Raw genomic sequence first — 18,121 nt, forward strand, 5'->3', positions numbered from 1 at the left:
GCCCGAATGCTGGCCGCATTCGGTTTGGCGGCAGCTGTCGCTCTCGTCGCGGGTTGCGGCGGCGGCGGCGGATCGGGGAATTCGTCGGCGAGCACGTCGACAGGCAGTGGTGGCTCGGGCGGCACCGCAAACAGCACGGGCGGCACGGTCCTCGCTGCCGGCGGCGCGGTATCGAGCTTGCCCGCTACGCTCGCGAGCAACCAGGTTGCTGTGACCGTGGCGTCGGGCGTCAAAAACGCTCCGAACATTCCGACGGTCAGCGTGACGATTTGCGCTCACGGCACGACCACGTGCCAAACGATCGACAACATCCAGGTCGATACCGGGTCATGGGGGTTGCGCCTCACGCTGGATGCGCTGAACAGCAACATGCAGTCCGCGTTGCCGGTCGAGACAGTGAGCGGCAAATCCGTTGCCGAGTGCTTCGGTTTCGCCGACGGCAACGCCTGGGGCTCCGTTCGCACGGCGGATGTGACGATCGGCGGGGAAACGGCTTCCAGCGTGCCCATCCACGTCACGGGCGATCTGCCGCAAACGGCAGCCGGCGGCACTAACGACAGCTGCGCAACGGGCTCGCTCAACGACACGTCGTCGTCAATCGCCGCGCACGGCATTCTCGGCATCGGCCCCGCGGAATACGACTGCGGCAGTGGTTGCGCGACCACGCCGAACGGCGTCTATTTCGGCTGCACGGGGTCGGGAACTTCGACGAGCTGCACGGACCTCGCGGTAGTGGAAGCATCGCAAGTGACGAATCCGGTCCGTATGTTCTCGACCGACAACACGGGCGTGATCCTGAACATGCCGGCCGTGACGTCATCGGGCTCGACGAGCGCGACCGGGTTCCTGACGTTCGGCATCGGTACGGAATCGAACAACGTAGTGCCGACTTCCGGTATTCAGAAGCTCACAACCGATCATTACGGCAACGTGCAAAGTGCATCGCTGAGCGGTACGAGCGTGTCGTCGGCATTCTTCGATACGGGCTCAAACGGGCTGTTCTTCCCCGACAGCACGTTGTCATCGACGATGTGCAAGCTCGCGATCGGCTTCTACTGCCCCGCTTCGACGGTGTCGCGGACGCCTTCCGTCACAGGGTTCAACGGCACCAGCGTTTCGGCCGGGCTTAGCATCGCCAACGCGCTGAATTTGTTCGAGGACGGTGGCTTCGCGTACGGGAACGTCGGCGGGCTCATGACGGGCGTCGCCTTCGATTTCGGCATGCCGTTCTTCTATGGCCGCACTGTGTACGTCAACTACGATCCGAACACTGACGGCAATCCAGGCGTCGCTACTTCGGCCTACGTCGCCTTCTAACCTGTAGCACCGTAATCCACCCTTCATCCGCGAGCGGCGCACCGCCGCTCGCGGATGTCTCAGAAGCATTGCGGACCGCTCGAACGGCGGCCCGCATCGCATCACCGCTCGGTCGGGTAGCCTCAACTGTCCTCGGCGCCTTGCTACCGCGCCAACCGCTCCCGAAGAAACTCAATAAAGCGCTGCGTTTTCGCCGGCAGCAGACGCGTTTCCGTAATCGCGTAGACCGGCGTCGGCGTGCCGTGCCACTGCGGCAAGATTCGCCGCAACGCGCCGCTGGCCACTTCGTCGGCCACGATTTCCTCCGGCAACAGCACGATCCCCAGATCGAACGTAGCGAGGCGGCGGATCATGCCGACGCTGTTGAGCGTGAAGCGTCCGTCCACCTTCACCGTGCTCGTGCGCCTGGCGTCGTGCAAGGTCCACGTATCAGCCCTCAGGATTCCCAGGCATTCGTGCTGTTCCAGATCGGCCGGTTTGCCAGGCTCGCCGGCCCGTTCGAGATAGCCCGGCGACGCATAGAGGTAAGGCGTGAGCGACGCTAGCGGTCGCGCAATGAGTTGCGAGCTTTCGGACTCCCCCATGCGAATCGCCACGTCGAACGGGTCGCTCACGAGATCCACACGCCGCGGATTCAGTTCGAAATCGAAGGAGATGGCGGGGTACAGGCCGGCGAATTCGGCGATCAGGGGCGCGAGGTACGTGACGGCGAAATCGACCGGAAACGAGGCCCGCAGCACGCCGCTGGGCTGCGCGACCATGTCGCCTAACTGCTCGTGCGCGAGCCGGGCTTCATCGACGATGCGCTTGCAGCGCTCGAAGTAGATCTGGCCCGCTTCGGTCAACTCGATCTTGCGCGTCGTGCGATGGAGCAGGCGCAGCCCGATCGCTTTTTCCAGGCCGCTGATGCGGCGCGAAAGGGTGGAGTTCGGCATGCCTGTCACGTCTGCGGCACTGCGAAACCCTTTGGCTTTGACGACCTCCACGAACAAGGCCATGTCGTTCAGTAGTTCCACCTTGACTGCTCCATCAACGGATCAATGATATCCAAATTACCATATTTATCCCAATCGTGAAGCAGGCGATGATGCAGCCATCCAAACCAGTCGAGGTGATCATCATGAGCAAGCTTTTCGATTCCGTGCGCGTCGGGCGTTACACGCTGCAAAACCGTCTGGTCATGGCGCCCATGACCCGTTCGCGCGCGCTGGCCGACGGCACGCCCGGAGAACTGGCCGCCGAGTATTACGCTCAGCGCGCGAGCGTTGGCTTGATCGTCACCGAAGGCACGCAGCCTTCGGAAGACGGACAGGGCTACGTGACCACGCCGGGCGTTTATAGCGACGCGCATGTCGCCGGATGGAAGAAGGTCACATCGGCCGTGCATGAGAAAGGCGGCCATCTCTTCATCCAGCTCATGCACGCCGGCCGCATGTCGCATCCCGACAATACGCGGCACCACCGCGTGGGCGTCGCGCCTTCCGCCATCGCGCCGGGCACGGCCATGTTCACGGCCAGCGGCATGCAGGATATTCCCGTGCCGCGTGCCTTGACCACTGAGGAAATCCGCCGCACCGTTCAGGGTTTCCGCAGCGCGGCCCGCCACGCTGTCGATGCCGGCGCGGACGGTGTCGAAATCCACGGCGCGAATGCCTATCTGGTTCAGCAGTTCTTCGCGCCGAGCGCCAATACGCGCACCGATGAATACGGCGGCCTGATCGAAAACCGCGCACGCTTTGCGCTCGAAGTCGCGGCCGCCATTGCCGGGGAAATCGGCGCGGACCGCACGGCCATCCGCCTCTCACCGGGAACGACGCTGTGGGGCATCGACGAAGGTGCGCAAGGCCCCGATCTTTATCACTATCTGGTGGCCGAACTAGACAAGTTGGGCCTCGCCTATCTGCATATCGCGCATCAGGGCAACGAGGCACTGCTGAGTGACATTCGCAAGCTGTGGAAGGGCACGTTGATCGTGAATCGGGCTGGACGCCCGCGCGAACAGATTGGCGCCGATCTGGTCACGGGGCTGGCGGATCTCGAGTCCTACGGTCAGATGGTGCTGGCGAATCCGGATTTCGTCACCCGCCTGCAGCGCAACGCGGCGATGAACGCGGCGGATCGCAACGGCTTTTTCGGTGGCACTGCGCAAGGCTATACGGACTACCCGAGCCTGAGCGAGGTGGCTGACGCATGACGTGACGAGCAGGCGCGGGGCGTGCGTTGAACGCGCCGCGCCAATGCGAAACCGCCTGTCGCACGCGGTTTCGCATGGCTCATTCGAGCGGTCCCGCGAGGGCGCGCCGATACCACGCATGGAAATGGCGCATGCCGTCTTCGAGCGGTGACTGATACGGCCCGGCGTCGCTGATGCCGCGCCTGTGGAGCCGCAGTCGTCCCGCGTCCATGCGCTCGGCGATCTCGTCGTCCTCGATCATCGTCTCCAGATACGCAGCGCGCTGGGCTTCGATGAACTCGCGCTCGAACGCCGCGATTTCTTCGGGGTAGTAGAACTCCACCACGTTGAGGGTTTCCTGCGGGCTCTTCGGATACAGCGTCGAGACCACGAGCACGTGCGGATATAGCTCGATCATCTGGGTGGGGAAATACGCGAGCCAGATGGCGCCGAACTCGGGCGCCTCGCCGCCGCGATAGTCGAGCAATCGATCGTGCCACGCGCGATAGATTTCCGAACCCGGCTGCGCAAGCGCCGCGTGTACGCCCACGCGCTGCATGCTGTACGTCTCGGCGAATTCCCAGTCGAGCGTTTCGCAGGTCACGAAGCGCCCGAGCCCGGGATGGAATGGCGCGACGTGATAATCCTCCAGATAGACTTCGATAAAAGTCTTCCAGTTGTACTGGCAGGTATGCGTTTCGACGTGATCGAGTACGTACTCGGAGAAGTCGAACTCGGGCCGGGCGAACACGCGCGCCATGTCGCGCGCAGGCTCGCGTGGTCCTTCATAGAGCAGGCCATGACAATTTCGCAGTTCGAAACGTTCGAGATTGCGGCACGGTTTGCGCTCGAACTCGGGCGCGCCGATCAGCTTGCCGCCGGGCGCGTACGTCCAGCGATGCAAAGGGCACACGATGTTGCTGCCGCTCGCGGCGAGATTGCCTTGCGCGGGGGGGCCGCCGCTCGCAGCGACGTTGCCGGCCACGCCACCCAGCATGAGCGACTGGCGATGGCGGCAGACGTTCGAGAGCAATTGCACGCCGTTCTCGCCGCGCACCAGCACGCGCCCGCCTTCGTCCTGTGGCAGGTGCCGCCAGTCGCCGCGCTCGGGCACCGACTGTTCGTGGCCCACGTATAGCGCCGAGTGCGCGAAGATACGCGCCATCTCGCGCTCGAACAGCGCCTCGTCGAAATAGGCGCTCGCGGGCAATTGCACGTGCGCTTCCTCCGTATCGGGCGGCAGCGCGAGATGCGCGAGGTCACTGATATCGTTCATCGGTCGGTTTCATCCTGTTTCGTGTTGCGCATTCAGGCGCACGATGCGTTCATGCTTTGCGAGCCGCGGGCAGGTGCTGCAGAGTTCGCCGTCGCGACGGCGATAGTGGTAGCAGCAGGTTCGGCGCTCCAGCGCGAGCGCTTTTGCGCCGTCCGTGCGCGAAAACGGGAAATAGCCTGAGCAGTCTTGCAGGCCGAGCGCCGCGAGCCACTGCCGGCCATGTGCCTCGACCTGTGCGTCACTCCATTCGGGCCGCGCCTTGCGTGCCGCGAGCAGTGCGGCTAGCACCACGTCGGCTTGCGTGCCGCGCGCTGATGCTGGATTCAAGCGGATCACCGGCATCAGCTCGTCGTGCATTTGCTCGCAGCACGAGACGATTTCGCGTGCGGCGTGCGCGATCAATGCGTGCGTGTCGCCCTGCGCCGGTTCGTGATCGCGAATGCGGACCTCGCTGGTCCAGCCCTCGGCAATGGGCTGCGCGATGTCCGCAAGCGACAGCGACACGCCAGCCGCATGCACCCCGATCACGCTCAAGTAGAGCGGTTGCCAGATCAGGATGCCCCAGCAGCGCGACGACCAATAGGGGCGCCCCGCTTCGGGGTAGGTGCGCGACCAGAAGGCAAGGAGGGCATCGAGCGCAGCGCGATTGGCATCGCCGTTGGGCGGCGCCGGGCGCGTATGCACGATGCCTTGTGCGGGGTGCGCTGCTACCACACCCTGCAACCCCGGTACGAGCCGCGCGGCGAGTTGCAGCGTGTCGTCGAGCGCGCGGTTTGCCGCCATGCTTATGCCGCGACCGCTTCGGCGTTCATGCCGTTCGCCTGCGCGGCGTCTCGCTGCGCACCGCGCCTGCCAGCCAGCGGATTTTGCAGATTGCCCGCCATCTTCAGATTGCCCGCTGGGTCGGACAGATTGACCATCTGCAGGTTGTTTCCGAGTTGCAGACGGTTCAGGCACGAGTGCAGGAACTCGGGCGCGAAGAGGTCGTATTCGGCGTATTTGCGCGCGAATTGCGGATGCTCGTCCTGATAGCGCGCGACGCAGCGCGCCACTGTGTCCCAGAACACGTCTTCCGTGCAGCACTCGTGCTCGACGAGTACCTGATTCATGTAGCGGAAAAAGCCGTCGAACACGTCGATGAAGATCGCGAGCAGCTTGACGCGCTCGGGCACGTCCACGGCGAGGCGCTTGACGTTTTCCGGAAGCTGCGCGTCCTTGTTGAGGATGGCGGATTCTTCCGCGATGTCCTTCATGATCGCGCGTACAGGCACATGATTTTCGAGCACGAGAATGAGATTCTCGCCGTGCGGCATGAACACGAGATCGTGTGCGTAGAAGCAATGGACGAGGGGCGCCAGATACGCCTCCATGTAGCGCTCGAGCCAGGCTTGTGCCGCGAGCCCAGAAGCCTCGATCAGCGCGGGCAGCAGCGCCTCGCCATGGCGGTCCGTGTGCAGCAGCGCAGCCATGGTCATGAGCCGCTGGCCGTCTCCCGCGAGGCTGAGCGGATTCTCGCGCCAGAGCGCCGAAAACATCTTCTTGTACGGGCTATCCACCTGGACGGCCGCTTCGTAATAGCGATTGCGAAAGCCGATGGACGCGACTTCGCGCAGTATGGTGAACCCTTTGCCTTCCAGATACGGGTCGCTCGCCACGAGGCCTTTGATGAAGTCGTTGATGGCAGGGGTGCCGGACATGTAGTACGGCGAGAGTCCGCGCATGAAGCCCATGTTGAGAATCGAGAGCGACGTTTTTACATAGCGTTTCGAACGGTCCGAGAGATTGAAGAACGTGCGGATCGACTGCTGGGCCTGATAACGGTCCTCGCCGAAACCGAGGCAAATGATGCGGTTGGTCGCGACATAGCTCGCAAACGCGATCGAGAGTTTGTTGAACCACTGCCACGGGTGCGCCGGCATCAGTCGATAGTCGGCAAAGTCCACGCCGCGCGCTTCGACCATCGAGCGAAAGCACGCGATGGTCTCCGCGCCCAGTTCTTCTTCCATGAACTGCTCGTAGTCGAGGTCGGCTGAGCTGTGGAACGCGGCGTTCTCCTTGTGCACGGCGAGCCAGACGATCTGGAGCGGCGAGCCCGCCTCGGGTGCGAACGCGCGATAGTCGCCCGCGTCGAAGCCGAGCCTGCCGTTGTTGGCGACGAAGCCCGGATGGCCCTCGCTCATCGCGGTTTCGAACGCCTGGAAATCGGCGTCGAGGAGCTCGGCCGTATCCGGGCCATCTTTCACGGCCTTGTAGGCCGCGCCATACAGCGTGCTGCTGATTTCATCGAGGTAAATGGGCAGCATTTCCTCCTTGATGCCAAGCCGCGCTTTCACGTCGAGAATGAAGGCGAGCGCGTCGAGCGGTTGCGGCGCGCCGTCTTGCGAGCACACGATGGTCTCGGGGCGAATGCTCCAGTGGCGCAGCGCGAGCAGGCGTGCGTCGAACGTGTAGACGCGGGTGCCGTCGTCGGATTCGAGCGCATAGCGCGCGTAGTGGTCACCCGGCGCATCGCCCACGCGCTGCGGCTCGACGATCAGCTCGTGTGCGTACTCGGCAATGGCCTTGCGCACCAGCATGCGGTTCGCGCGCTGCCACACCCCGGGTGTGAGGTGGGCGGTTGCCTCGTGGGGCGTGAGGAGAACATGTTGCATGGAAGGCTGCGTTGCGACGTGATTCATGTTGCGATGTCCTTATGGAATTTAGTGATCCTACGTAATGGCAGCGTAAAAATCGGCTCGTGTGCAGAACGCAAGCGAGGCGGTTTTCTCGCGAAACCCGACGTCTTTCGTATACACGAAGCCCATCGCGCGATTCAGGGCGTGTATGCGTGCGTTACGCGCATCCGGCTCGACGACCACACGTTGTGCGCCAAGGCGCTCGAACAGGAACGCCATGAGCGATTCGAACACGTGGCGCGTATAGCCGGAAGTGCGCCTGGTAGCGGGCCCGACGAACAGGTGCATGCCGAGATCGCCTGCGCACACGTCGTAGTGCTCGCCGATCTCTTCGTGAGCCGGGTCGTAGCTTTCGAACAGGAAGGCGGGTACGTCGTCCTGCAACCCGAGCCAGGCTCGCGCATGCCCCGAGTCCTCGATCGCCTGGTAAAACGCGGCCACGTCCGCCACGCTCTTGTCGCGCATGTTCCAGAACGCGGCGCGTTCTTCGATGAACCAGCGGTGCAGCGTGGGCGCGTCGTGTTGCGCGTCGAGCGGGCGGATGAGAAAGGCCTCGGGCCTGGCCATGCGTGCACCCGGGACATGACGCAGCGCGATTTCGTCGGCAGCGATTTCAGTTCGCACGGGCGGTGACTCCTGTTTCGGCAATCGGATTGGAAAGGGCCGCGTCCTGGGCGCGCGGCCGGGCGAGCAGCCAGACGCTTGCGAGCGCCGTGAAAACGAGGCCCACGGACGCCACGAAGAACGGCGCACGCAAGCCTGCTTCGTCGACAATGGCGCCGGCCGCGAACGAGGCCAGCAGCACGCCAAGGTTCTGGAAGAAGTTGATGACGCTGTAATCGGCGGCATACGAGGCGGGCGTGCTCAGTGCGAACATCGTCACGTCGAGCTTCACGACGATCTGGAACAGCGCCCAGCCGAACATCACGCGTCCCACGACGATCCATAGCGGCGCCTCCACGCCCTGCAGCAGCATGCCGGCGGTACATAGCAGCAGGTTCGCGAGCATGTGGTCGGGCACGCGCTTGCCCTGGGTGGCGAGCCGCTTGTTCAGGCGCAGCGCGACGAGCGCGACCATGCCGGGAATGGCGAACACGAGCCCCGGAACCAGTTCGCCGGGCGCATGGGTGACTGCTTGCCAATACGACGCCATGAACGGGCGGATGAGATACACGCTGAAGTCGAACGCAAGCATGAGCAGTGCGAGGCGCAGGATCGGCATGCGCGCACGCAGCCCCGGCTTGACTTGTGCTTCATCGACAGAGTCCGCAAACCGGCAGCGCCGCGAAATGCCATGCGTGCGGATCAGTGCGAGGCAGATCGCCATCTGCACGAAGTCGCCGGCGGCCATCGCGAAGATGCAGTGATGCGCGTCCCAGACCTGCATGACGAAACCGCCCGCCACCGCGCCCGCAATCGCGCCGAAGTGCACCACCACTGAAAGCACGCCGATGGTATGCGCATGCGATTCTTTGGCTTCGAGCCGCATCATGTACGGGTACATGAGCAGATAGCTGCTTTTGCACATGAACATCGCGAGCGAGAGCACCCAGAAGAGCGGCACCGTTGCCGCAAAATAGCTCGCGACCGAAAGCACGCCCGCGGCGCACTGCGTATAGACGAGCAGATGCATGGCGTCGAGGCGCTTCGCAATGCGCGCCCAGAGCGGAAGCGTGAGCATGACGACAATGGAGATGAACGCCACGTAAGCGCCCGCATGCACAGGGCTCGTCACGCCATAGCGAGCCGCGAAGAATTGCGGGTAGAACGGAATCAGGATCGCATCGCTGATAACGGCGAAGGTCGTCATCAGGATGATCGTGCTGCGCAGCTTCATTGCGCCTCCAGCGGCGTCTTGACGAACGCTTCCGTGTCGGGCACCGAGAAGTCCTGCAGCGCGATGCGCCGCTCGATCTTGTAGTGCTCCACGCCGGTCAGCTCGCGCAGAATGCAGGAGTTGCGATAGCAGCTCATGCCGAGGTCGGGGTTGGTCAGGCCGTGGCTATAGAGCCCCGCGTTCTGCACGAAGATCTCGCGCCCGCTCACGTCGATCGCATAGTTGCGCGAGAGCCGGTAGCGCCCCTTGTCGTCCCAGCGGATGCGAGCGCGAACGCCGTCGATGAAGCCGGGCACGTTCTGCCCATAGCCGGTCGCGAAGATCGCGCCGTCCGTGACGTGCGTGTATTGCACGCCTTCGTCGCGTTGCACGAAACGCAGGTGAAAGCGGTCTTCGATGCGGTCGTGATGACAGGCGCTCAGCTCGGAATTGGTGATGAGACGCGCACGGTTGCTGCCGCGGCTGCGGCGGTCGTCCAGCAGGTCGTAAATCTGGTTGATGAGCGAGGCGTTCACGCCTTTGTAGAGACTGTCCTGCTTGGCGATGATGTTTTCGCGCACGCCATCCGGCAGGTTGTAGAAGTAGTCGATATAGTCGGGCGAGATCATTTCCAGCGTGAGCTTCGTGTTTTCCATCTGGAAGAAACGTGGCGAACGCGTGATCCACGTGAGCGTGTAGTCGTGCTCGTCGCTTTCCTTGAGCAGGTCGTAGAAGATCTCGGCTGCGCTCTGGCCGCTGCCGATCACGGCAATCGAGCGCTTTTGCTGCAGCTCGGCTTTGCGCGCCACGTAATGCGCGCTATGGATGCAGTGCTCGTGCAGCTCGCCGCAGCACGGCGGCAATTGCGGCACGGAACCCACGCCGATCACAAGGCGCGCGGCGCGATGCATGAACGGCTGGCCGGTGCGCACGTGCCGCCCGCGCACCACGTAATGGCCTTGCTGCGCGTCGTATTCAACGTGCTCCACGCTCGAGCCGAACGCGATGCTCGACAGTTGGCTGATAGCCCATTTGCAGTAGCGGTTGTATTCGGCGCGGCTCAGATAAAAGCGCTCGCGAATGTAATACGCATAGAGCTTGCCTTCCTGCTTGCAGTAGTTGAGGAAGCTGAACTTGCTTTTGGGATCCGCGAGGCTCACGAGATCGGCGAGAAACGGGTTTTGCAGCGTGGTGTCGTCGATCAGCATGCCTGGGTGCCAGTCGAAGTCCTCGTTGCGTTCGAGAAAGAGGCCGCGCAGATCGCGGATCGGATCGGCGAGGCAGGCGAGACTCAGATTGAACGGCCCGAGGCCGATCGCCACGAAGTCGAGCACGGGCGAGGGCGGACCTGGCTTGACATTAGTTGTACTCATGATTGAACTTTCACCTGTGGCGGAAAGGACCATGTCGGGTTACCTCATCGAAGGGCGAAGACGGCGAGAAGGCTCACGAGACGCAACCGCGCAACCGTTTGCGCGGGTGTGTGGCGTTTCGATGCGAATGAGAGTGATTCGCGTTTGATGATCATAGGAAAGACGCCGCCCAATGGCAAGAGCGAAACGCAGGGCGTTGAGGATGCCGAAATATCGTGCCTGCCCAATACGCATCAAGGCTGGTATGCGCGACCGGCGGCAAAGTCCTGCTGCGCCGGGGCGGGCGGGGGATTGGCTACTTTCGGGAAGCGGCGGGGGCGCGTTCGCGCCGCCCCATTTTTGGCGTCAAATCACCTGACAAAAACCCTGAACTTTGCAGGGGTTAGATGCGCGCAGCGAGAATTTCGGCTCTAATCGCGCGCGATTCGCGGGTGCGAGGCCACGGCTTGGGGGCATTCATCACGCGATGATCCCAAACGTGTCGCGCCTTTCCGCCTTCACTCAGCCTTGCGCGGCGGTGGGCTATGCCGCGCGAGAAATCGATCGAGCTGGCTAGCAAACGCCTTGCTGTCACGCGCGCTGAATGGCGCCGGACCGCCCGTTTCGATGCCTGCGTTGCGCAGTTGATCCATGACGTCGCGCATCGTCAGCCGTTCCTGAATGTTCTCGCGCGTGAACCAGTTGCCGCGCGGATCGAGCGCCTGCGCGTTCTTTTCGAGCACCGCGGCGGCAAGCGGTATGTCGGCGGTAATCACGAGGTCGCCCGCCTCGACGAGTTCGACAATGCGGGCGTCAGCCGCGTCGAATCCCGCCGGCACCTGAATCGACTTGATGAACGGCGACGGCGGTGTGCGCAGATATTGGTTTGCCACCAGCGTCAGTTGGACTTCGGCACGCCGCGCGGCTCGAAACAACATGTCCTTGATGACGGCGGGGCAGGCGTCAGCGTCGACCAGCACTTGCATGTAGGGATTCCCGGCACAGTAAAGCGCGATCATAACGCAATGCCGGTGATGCTCCGCGCATTGCGCGACGTTTCCTGTCGTTTCCTGTCGCATTCCGAATGCACTGCGTTTTCCTTGCATTTGCCCGCATACCTGCCAACATTGATTTCGCAATGGAGCCGGATGCCCCCGACCAGACACTGCGAAGACGGAGCGGATATGAGCGACGCTACCCACGGGTTCGATGCCGCTGGGGAACACAGGGATGCAAACGGGCTGCGGCTGGGCGCGCTGGTCGCCCTCGTCGTGGGCTCAATGATCGGCGGCGGTATCTTTTCGTTGCCGCAGAACATGGCCGCATCCGCTGGCGTGGGCGCCGTTCTGATTGGCTGGGTGATTACGGCCTTCGGCATGCTGGCGCTTGCGCTCGTATTTCAGACACTCGCCAACCGCAAGCCGAATCTCGATGGCGGCGTCTACGCATACGCCAAGGCCGGATTCGGCAATTACATGGGCTTCGCCTCGGCCTGGGGCTACTGGATCAGTGCGTGGCTCGGCAACGTCGGATACTACGTGCTGCTATTCAGCACGCTCGGGTATTTCTTCCCCATCTTCGGCGAAGGCAATACGCTACCCGCCATTGCCTGCTCCTCGGCGCTGCTGTGGAGCGTGCATTTTCTGGTGCTGCGCGGCATAAAAGAAGCGAGTTTCATCAATCAGATCGCGACGATTGCGAAGATCGTTCCGCTCGTCCTTTTCATTCTCATCTGCCTCCTCGCGTTTCGGCTGGATGTTTTCTCGGCCGATATCTGGGCGCGCTCGAATCCGGCGCTCGGTGGTGTGCTGGATCAGGTGCGGAACATGATGCTCGTCACGGTCTGGGTGTTCGTCGGCATAGAAGGGGCGACCGTTTTCTCGGCACGCGCCGCGGATCGCAAGAGCGTCGGCAAGGCCACGGTGATCGGATTTTTCGTCGTGCTTCTCGTGCTGGTGCTCGTCAACGTGCTGGCGCTCGGCATCATGACGCAGCGTCAACTCGCGGGGCTGAAGAATCCCTCGATGGCAGGCGTGCTCGAACACGTTATCGGACATTGGGGCGTGGTGCTGGTGAGCGTGGGACTCGCCATTTCGCTGGCGGGCGCGCTGCTTTCGTGGGTCATGCTGTGCGCGGAGATTTTGTTCTCGGCAGCGCGTGACCGCACGATGCCCGCCTTTCTGCGCAAGGAAAACGCGAGACAGGTGCCGGCCAACGCGCTGTGGCTGACCAACGGCATGGTGCAGATATTTCTGCTCATCACGCTGGTGTCGAAAGGCACGTACCTCTCGCTCATCTATCTCGCCACCTCGATGATTCTCGTACCTTACTTCTGGTCGGCGACTTATGCGCTACTGCTTGCCATTCGCGGCGAGACTTACGAGTTGTCGCAAAAGGAGCGCCGCAGGGATTTGATGATTGCTGCGGTTTCCGTGTTTTACGCGGTCTGGCTGCTTTATGCGGGCGGCGTGAAATACCTTCTCCTTTCGTCGCTGCTCTATGCGCCGAGCGTCGTCTTGTTCGCCAAGGCGCGGCGCGAGGCCGGGCAGAACGTGTTTACGCATTTGGAGAAAATCGTATTCGCAGCCGTGCTCGTTGCCGCAGTCGTGGCTGGCTTCAGTTTGTATCGCGGTCTGCTGAGCCTTTGAATGAGCGGCGGACAGTCGATGTGCGCTCTCATACCAGGAGGCACCATAGCGCGAGGAGCGGAGTGCTTCCCGAGCGCATTGCGTGCATGCTGTTGGGCGTATTGTGCAGGCCGCCGCCGACAGCCGGATCGAACCAGTCTCCGTCGCGCTGGCGGAACTCCCCTGCGCTGAGCAGCACATAGGCTTCTTCAGGCGGATGTTGATGATCGGGGTATCGTGTATGAGGCGCGAGCAGCGAAAACCCTAGCTGCACGTCGTATCGGCTTTCCATGCCGCCGGGGCCGCAAATCATGCCGTTCACGTGCTTCTCGACATAGTCTTTGCTTCCGTTCGTCCCGGATGTTCGCCGCTGCCAGCCGATAGCGGGTTCGAGCGTTTTGATGGCGCGGGCCGCTTCGCCGAGACTGGTTGTGTCGTCAAGCAACGGCGTCAGCGCTGAATCGAGGAGGTCGCAGGCAGGGTAGCGTTCGCGGTTGCGCTTGCCGTCGTCGGACGGCTGTTCGAGACGCTCGAATACTTTCACGGCCATCTGGCGACCATCCTGCGGCAGCGCGGGTGCCTGAAACAGCGTTCGTGCAACGCGAATGAAATGTTCGAGATTCTCATGTCGTTGATACATGGGGGCTCCGGTAATGACGTTGCGGCGCTATGCCCGTGATCACTCAATAGTCATGGCGCTCTGAACAGGCGTGATATCGCTTTGAACGGTCCGCTGCCGCCCGAATTCGAGCATGGCGATGCTGCCGAGTATCAAAAGCATCGCCACGATTTCGAGCTGACCCACGTGCTCTCCCGCCGCCCAGCCTATTAGAAGCGCAATCACAGGGGTGATATAAACCGCACCGGAAGCCGCGACGGCGCCTAACTCCTGCAACAGAAAGTAGTAAAGCAGGAATGATGAGCCCGTACCGAGCAAACCCAGGCCGATCACCACCCCGGCCGCTGCGCGCCCGTTCTGCAAAATCTGGCCGGTACCATGGAGGTCGGTCAAGGCAAAGAGTATCAGCAATGCGAGGCCCATTTGCCAGGTCACGATCGCCAGCGGGGCGAGGTTGATCGGGGAGAGAAAGCGCCGGACGTAGATATACGACAGTCCAAAAACGATCGCGCCCTCGATCGTCCACGCGACGCCCACGAGGCTGATCGGGTCGTCGCTACTCATCACGGACCACGGGCGCGCGATGAGCGTAATACCCGCCATGCCCAACGCAACGCCGCACACCATCAAGCGGTTCATTTTCTCATTGCGCAGAAACACCGCCGAAGCGATCGAGGTGAAGATGGCAGGCGACCCGCCGAGCACGCCGGCAATACCGCAAGGAAGCAGAGCGGTGCCTTTTGCCATGGCGAAGTAGCTGAAGGCTGTGGCGAGCGCCGCCATCATCGAGAAGTGATGCAGATAGCGGATCTGGCCGAGTCTCAATACGCCGTTGCGCCACGCGAGAACGGCGAGCGGTATGAAACCGAAGAGGACGCGCAAGAACGATATCTGACCTGGGCTGATGAATGGCGCCGCCCATTTCATGTAGATGAAATTCGATCCCCAGAAGAGTCCGAGGAGCAGGAAGGCGGTGTAGGTCCGTATCACGGTACGATCCAGGCAGGGTTGTCAGCCACGGGCAAATCGGCGCTGCCAGCATAGCGAGCGGCATCCGCGCAAGCGGTTGCTTCAATTGCGCTTATAGATAGCAGAAGCGGCGTTCGCCAGGTTTCTCTTTCTCATTCGATATGCCAGGTGATACATAGAGAATGCCGGGCCTCGTGAGTGCGGCCTGCGTGCACGGCTGTCCGCTGAGTATTGGATCGGCAAGAAGACGCGTCAATGTGCTTTATTTTCACGCTGACATTCCTTGAAGTCATTCGTGCTTCGTGACGCATTCTGCGTTTGATTAAGGCGCGGTTATGAAAAGTGAAAGCGTGGCTTACGCTAGTGCGCGCAGCCCGGAATCGATGTACGTTCGCATGAGGACCGCAGCCTGGACGCGGTCGCGCATCGTGACGGGGGTGAGTGCATGCAGAGCGAAAATTTCGGGGCCATTGCTCGCGGCGATATGCCGGTGATGGTGGTTGCACCCCACATCGGCAGCCGCGTGCCCGTGGAGTTGCTGTCGAATCCGGCGTGGGCGCCAATCGATGGCCGTCTTTCGGACCCGGCAGGCGTTGCCTGGATCGAGACTGCGCGCGAACGCGGCATGTCGAGCGTTGCGGCGGCGGTGCATCCCTGTGTGATCGACTTCAACGTGGCAACCGACAACCGGTCGCTTTCGCCACGTTTGAACCGTGTGGGACTGTGCCGGACGCACACGTCGCGCGGCGAGCCGCTCTATCCGCAGGGCTGCGAACCGGACGAGGCCGTGGTCGAGGCGCGGATCGCCGCTTACTGGCTGCCATTTCATCAGACGGTGACGGCCGAGATCATTCGCCTCAGAAAGATTCACGAAAATATCGCGGTGCTGGTTTCGCACGCGAGTTCGTGGCTCTCGCCGTACCGCGATCAGGCTGGCGGAACCGACTTCAATCTCGGCACACACCAGGGCGCGGCGTGCGATCGTCTACTCGTTGCTGCGCTTACCGACGCCGCCCAGCAGCACGCGCGCTCGTGGGTGGTCAACGGGAAGCTGGGTGGCGCCTTCGCTGCGCAGCACTATGGTGTGCCCGAGAGTGGCGTGCATGTCGTCGAGGTCGAGATTGCCGGCAAATGGCGTAGCGAACTGGAGGCAAGCGGTGAGGCGGGCCTAGTTTGCAATTCGCCCCAGCGTGACATGGCGGCGCTTCTGGATGGCGCTTGCGCTGCGGTTCGCAAGCTCCCCGCTGGCGCCGATAATGTGCTCGCTGCGCTTGAAGCCGTGAGGTGCGCAGACTAAGAATGCAAAGCGGCCTGAATCGCGCAAACGCCGCGTCTGAGACGTGTTAAATTTTGGGGAAGCATTCGTCCACAGCCATGAAAGACAACGCGTCGCCAGAAAAATATCCTGATTGGGACCTCCTCGCCAGCTGGGTCGCGGTGGTGGAGGCCGGTTCGATTTCGGATGCTGCCAATCGCCTCGCTATCTCGCAGGCCGGAGTTTCGCAACGCATCAAGGCGCTCGAAACTCTGCTGGACACGACCTTGCTTGACCGGGCAACGCGCCCGGCACGGCCAACAGCGGCAGGTCAGCGCCTGTTCGAGCACGCCACCGTGTTGCTGCAGGGCGCGGACCAGATGGTCGAGAGCGTGCGCAACGTGACGCGCGCAAAGCGCGTGGTCGTGCGTCTGGGGTGTGTGGATTCGTTTGCGGCGACGATCGGGCCGATCGCCATCAAAGCGTTGTCCGGCACATCGCACCATATTCGCCTGTGGTCCGGCATCACGCCCACACTCGACGGGCAGCTCGAAGCCCGGCAACTCGACATGGCCGTGACGACCAGCAGTGCCTCGCATGCTGCCGGCATCCGCAAGAGAAAGCTGTTTTCCGAGCCGTATGTCGTCGTGCTGCCGGGCAGCTTTGAAGTCGACCGCTTCACGACGCTCGCCGAATTGAGCACCCATCTGCAATTCATTCGATACAGCGCGCGCTCGGTCATTGGCCAGCACATCGACTCGTATCTGTCTTCGCACGGCGAAAACATCGAGCGCACCTGCGAATTCGACGCCACGGACCCCATGCTCAGTCTTGTCGCGGCGGGCCTTGGCTTCGCTATCACGACACCATTGTGCTTGTGGCAATCACGTCACTATGTGCCCGAAGTGCGTGTGGTTCCGTTGACTGCGTTTTCCCGCCACGGCCGGCCTTATGGACGGCTGACCCGATCGTTCTTTCTCTCGTATCGGGAAAACGAACTCGGCCATCTGCCTAACGACCTCTACGATCTCATTCGACGTGCGTTCGAGAGGCAGGTCGCGCGTGATATCGCCAAGGCCCTTGCGCTGAAGCCGGATGAGGTCGGCGACATCGACGACGAATAGCGCGAGGTTTCGTTAGTGTCGTGAGGGGGGCAGGCGCCGAAAGCTCGCTTTCCACCCTTGATTCGTCGCGTCATCGATCATGCCGTGAAATATGCCTAGCACCTCGTCGATCGAAATCGTGCCGGCCACGCGATGTTCGATCCACAGACCATGCACCAGCGCCAACGACTGAATAGCGTAGATGTTCGCCATCGTCGCATCGCAACCGGCCTGTCGATAATCGTGAACGAAGTTCGAGCGCAGGCGCCGCGAAAACGCTGCACATAGGCGTTGAACCTGGACTTCGTGGGCCGACGAACTCCACATGTGCGGCCAGACGTTGGCTGCGCCCGGGCTCATGACCTCGTCGCTAAAGCACAGGTCGACCATGAATTTCACGCGCTCGATCGGGTCGCGAATATCGCGCCGGCCCGCGACGAGCTGATTGCGAACGCTTCGGATCATGTAGACGAAGGTCTTGTAGACGAGATTGCTCTTGTTCTCGAAGTGATGATGCACGAGGCCCACTGAAACGCCGGCGTGTTCGCTCACCTTCCTGATCGTCAGGTTTTCCAGGCCGACCTGTCCCACGACGTCCAACGTTGCGTCGATCAGTTTTAGACGCATGCCGTCGTACTCCACGGGCTCTTCCTTGCGCGTATCGGCCTTCAGGGCGGGTTCCGCGTCGTGACGCATGGTGCTGTCCTCAGTCAGGGAAAGGGCGCTGCGGCGCCACATAAAAGCTGAACATTCGTTCACGGGAAGCAGCAGTATAGCGGCTTCCATTATCCACAAAAGCTGAACGAATGTTCATTGATGCGCTATCGATTTGCGCTCCGTGCTTACCCTTTTCTCGCCAGTTAGTCAGATATTGTCCGTAAAAACCCTTATCAATTCCTTTTTGACATCTCACCGAACGCATATATAGTCGTTCTCACG

General features: G+C 62.0%; 16 protein-coding genes. 5 read left to right on the forward strand and 11 right to left on the reverse strand.

Annotated features, from left to right (window positions below; genetic code table 11):
- The first annotated feature begins 6 nt into the window (after positions 1–6).
- Complete coding sequence (locus E1N52_RS01625; protein ID WP_133179575.1) at positions 7–1,317, forward strand: DUF3443 family protein; 1,311 nt, start codon at positions 7–9, stop codon at positions 1,315–1,317.
- Positions 1,318–1,460: 143 nt separating this feature from the next.
- On the opposite strand, the gene E1N52_RS01630 is transcribed toward E1N52_RS01625, so the two are convergent.
- Positions 1,461–2,333, reverse strand: a complete 873-nt coding sequence (locus E1N52_RS01630) for a LysR family transcriptional regulator (protein ID WP_133179577.1) — start codon at positions 2,331–2,333, stop codon at positions 1,461–1,463.
- 104 nt (positions 2,334–2,437) lie between these two features.
- On the opposite strand from E1N52_RS01630, the gene E1N52_RS01635 reads away from it, so the two are divergent.
- On the forward strand, positions 2,438–3,511 hold the full coding sequence (locus tag E1N52_RS01635) for an alkene reductase (protein WP_133179579.1): 1,074 nt from the start codon (positions 2,438–2,440) through the stop codon (positions 3,509–3,511).
- 79 nt (positions 3,512–3,590) lie between these two features.
- Here E1N52_RS01635 and E1N52_RS01640 read toward each other — a convergent pair whose 3' ends face one another.
- The 7 genes from E1N52_RS01640 to E1N52_RS01670 all read right to left on the reverse strand — a co-directional run bounded on the left by E1N52_RS01640 (position 3,591) and on the right by E1N52_RS01670 (position 11,595).
- Entirely contained in the window at positions 3,591–4,766 is a 1,176-nt protein-coding gene (locus E1N52_RS01640; protein WP_133179581.1) for an aromatic ring-hydroxylating oxygenase subunit alpha, read from the reverse strand.
- Between the two features lie 9 nt (positions 4,767–4,775).
- A complete protein-coding gene (locus E1N52_RS01645) occupies positions 4,776–5,549 on the reverse strand; it encodes a siderophore ferric iron reductase (protein WP_133179583.1) in 774 nt (257 codons plus the stop codon).
- Between the two features lie 2 nt (positions 5,550–5,551).
- Entirely contained in the window at positions 5,552–7,444 is a 1,893-nt protein-coding gene (locus E1N52_RS01650) for an IucA/IucC family protein (protein WP_425467989.1), read from the reverse strand.
- Positions 7,445–7,474: 30 nt separating this feature from the next.
- Positions 7,475–8,065: a GNAT family N-acetyltransferase gene (locus E1N52_RS01655; protein WP_246088905.1), complete on the reverse strand. Its 591-nt coding sequence runs from the start codon at positions 8,063–8,065 to the stop codon at positions 7,475–7,477.
- Positions 8,055–9,278, reverse strand: a complete 1,224-nt coding sequence (locus E1N52_RS01660; RefSeq protein ID WP_133179585.1) for an MFS transporter — start codon at positions 9,276–9,278, stop codon at positions 8,055–8,057. Before E1N52_RS01660 ends, E1N52_RS01655 begins: the two co-directional genes overlap by 11 nt.
- Complete coding sequence (locus tag E1N52_RS01665) at positions 9,275–10,630, reverse strand: lysine N(6)-hydroxylase/L-ornithine N(5)-oxygenase family protein (RefSeq protein ID WP_205965550.1); 1,356 nt, start codon at positions 10,628–10,630, stop codon at positions 9,275–9,277. Before E1N52_RS01665 ends, E1N52_RS01660 begins: the two co-directional genes overlap by 4 nt.
- Before the next feature lie 497 nt (positions 10,631–11,127).
- Positions 11,128–11,595 carry a YaiI/YqxD family protein gene (locus E1N52_RS01670; protein ID WP_133179588.1) on the reverse strand — a complete coding sequence of 156 codons (468 nt, stop codon included), beginning with the start codon at positions 11,593–11,595 and terminating at the stop codon, positions 11,128–11,130.
- Positions 11,596–11,793: 198 nt separating this feature from the next.
- On the opposite strand from E1N52_RS01670, the gene arcD reads away from it, so the two are divergent.
- Entirely contained in the window at positions 11,794–13,257 is a 1,464-nt protein-coding gene (gene arcD / locus E1N52_RS01675) for an arginine-ornithine antiporter (RefSeq protein WP_133179590.1), read from the forward strand.
- Positions 13,258–13,285: 28 nt separating this feature from the next.
- On the opposite strand, the gene E1N52_RS01680 is transcribed toward arcD, so the two are convergent.
- Both E1N52_RS01680 and E1N52_RS01685 read right to left on the reverse strand, forming a co-directional pair.
- The gene (locus E1N52_RS01680; protein WP_133179592.1) at positions 13,286–13,876 is read right to left on the reverse strand and encodes a dimethylsulfoniopropionate lyase; all 591 of its coding nucleotides are present in this window, start codon (positions 13,874–13,876) and stop codon (positions 13,286–13,288) included.
- Between the two features lie 39 nt (positions 13,877–13,915).
- A complete protein-coding gene (locus tag E1N52_RS01685) occupies positions 13,916–14,845 on the reverse strand; it encodes a DMT family transporter (protein WP_133179594.1) in 930 nt (309 codons plus the stop codon).
- 424 nt (positions 14,846–15,269) lie between these two features.
- On the opposite strand from E1N52_RS01685, the gene E1N52_RS01690 reads away from it, so the two are divergent.
- Entirely contained in the window at positions 15,270–16,121 is an 852-nt protein-coding gene (locus tag E1N52_RS01690) for an N-formylglutamate amidohydrolase (RefSeq protein WP_133179595.1), read from the forward strand.
- 77 nt (positions 16,122–16,198) lie between these two features.
- Positions 16,199–17,203: a LysR family transcriptional regulator gene (locus tag E1N52_RS01695; protein WP_133179597.1), complete on the forward strand. Its 1,005-nt coding sequence runs from the start codon at positions 16,199–16,201 to the stop codon at positions 17,201–17,203.
- 12 nt (positions 17,204–17,215) lie between these two features.
- Here E1N52_RS01695 and betI read toward each other — a convergent pair whose 3' ends face one another.
- Positions 17,216–17,878 (reverse strand): transcriptional regulator BetI, encoded by a 663-nt coding sequence (gene betI / locus E1N52_RS01700; RefSeq protein ID WP_133179599.1) that lies wholly within the window; start codon positions 17,876–17,878, stop codon positions 17,216–17,218.
- Positions 17,879–18,121 lie beyond the last annotated feature (243 nt).

The sequence above is a fragment of the Paraburkholderia guartelaensis genome (assembly GCF_004353905.1).
GTDB classification, from domain to species: Bacteria; Pseudomonadota; Gammaproteobacteria; order Burkholderiales; family Burkholderiaceae; genus Paraburkholderia; species Paraburkholderia guartelaensis.

Excerpts from the sequence above, each read along its gene's own strand:
- E1N52_RS01640 (WP_133179581.1), bottom strand. The coding sequence starts at position 4,766 with ATGAACGATATCAGTGACCTCGCGCATCTCGCGCTGCCGCCCGATACG.
- E1N52_RS01680 (WP_133179592.1), bottom strand. The coding sequence starts at position 13,876 with ATGTATCAACGACATGAGAATCTCGAACATTTCATTCGCGTTGCACGA.
- E1N52_RS01695 (WP_133179597.1), top strand. The coding sequence starts at position 16,199 with ATGAAAGACAACGCGTCGCCAGAAAAATATCCTGATTGGGACCTCCTC.
- betI (WP_133179599.1), bottom strand. The coding sequence starts at position 17,878 with ATGCGTCACGACGCGGAACCCGCCCTGAAGGCCGATACGCGCAAGGAA.
- E1N52_RS01645 (WP_133179583.1), bottom strand. The coding sequence starts at position 5,549 with ATGGCGGCAAACCGCGCGCTCGACGACACGCTGCAACTCGCCGCGCGG.
- E1N52_RS01635 (WP_133179579.1), top strand. The coding sequence starts at position 2,438 with ATGAGCAAGCTTTTCGATTCCGTGCGCGTCGGGCGTTACACGCTGCAA.
- E1N52_RS01670 (WP_133179588.1), bottom strand. The coding sequence starts at position 11,595 with ATGCAAGTGCTGGTCGACGCTGACGCCTGCCCCGCCGTCATCAAGGAC.
- arcD (WP_133179590.1), top strand. The coding sequence starts at position 11,794 with ATGAGCGACGCTACCCACGGGTTCGATGCCGCTGGGGAACACAGGGAT.
- E1N52_RS01660 (WP_133179585.1), bottom strand. The coding sequence starts at position 9,278 with ATGAAGCTGCGCAGCACGATCATCCTGATGACGACCTTCGCCGTTATC.
- E1N52_RS01690 (WP_133179595.1), top strand. The coding sequence starts at position 15,270 with ATGCAGAGCGAAAATTTCGGGGCCATTGCTCGCGGCGATATGCCGGTG.
- E1N52_RS01665 (WP_205965550.1), bottom strand. The coding sequence starts at position 10,630 with ATGAGTACAACTAATGTCAAGCCAGGTCCGCCCTCGCCCGTGCTCGAC.
- E1N52_RS01650 (WP_425467989.1), bottom strand. The coding sequence starts at position 7,444 with ATGAATCACGTCGCAACGCAGCCTTCCATGCAACATGTTCTCCTCACG.
- E1N52_RS01625 (WP_133179575.1), top strand. The coding sequence starts at position 7 with ATGCTGGCCGCATTCGGTTTGGCGGCAGCTGTCGCTCTCGTCGCGGGT.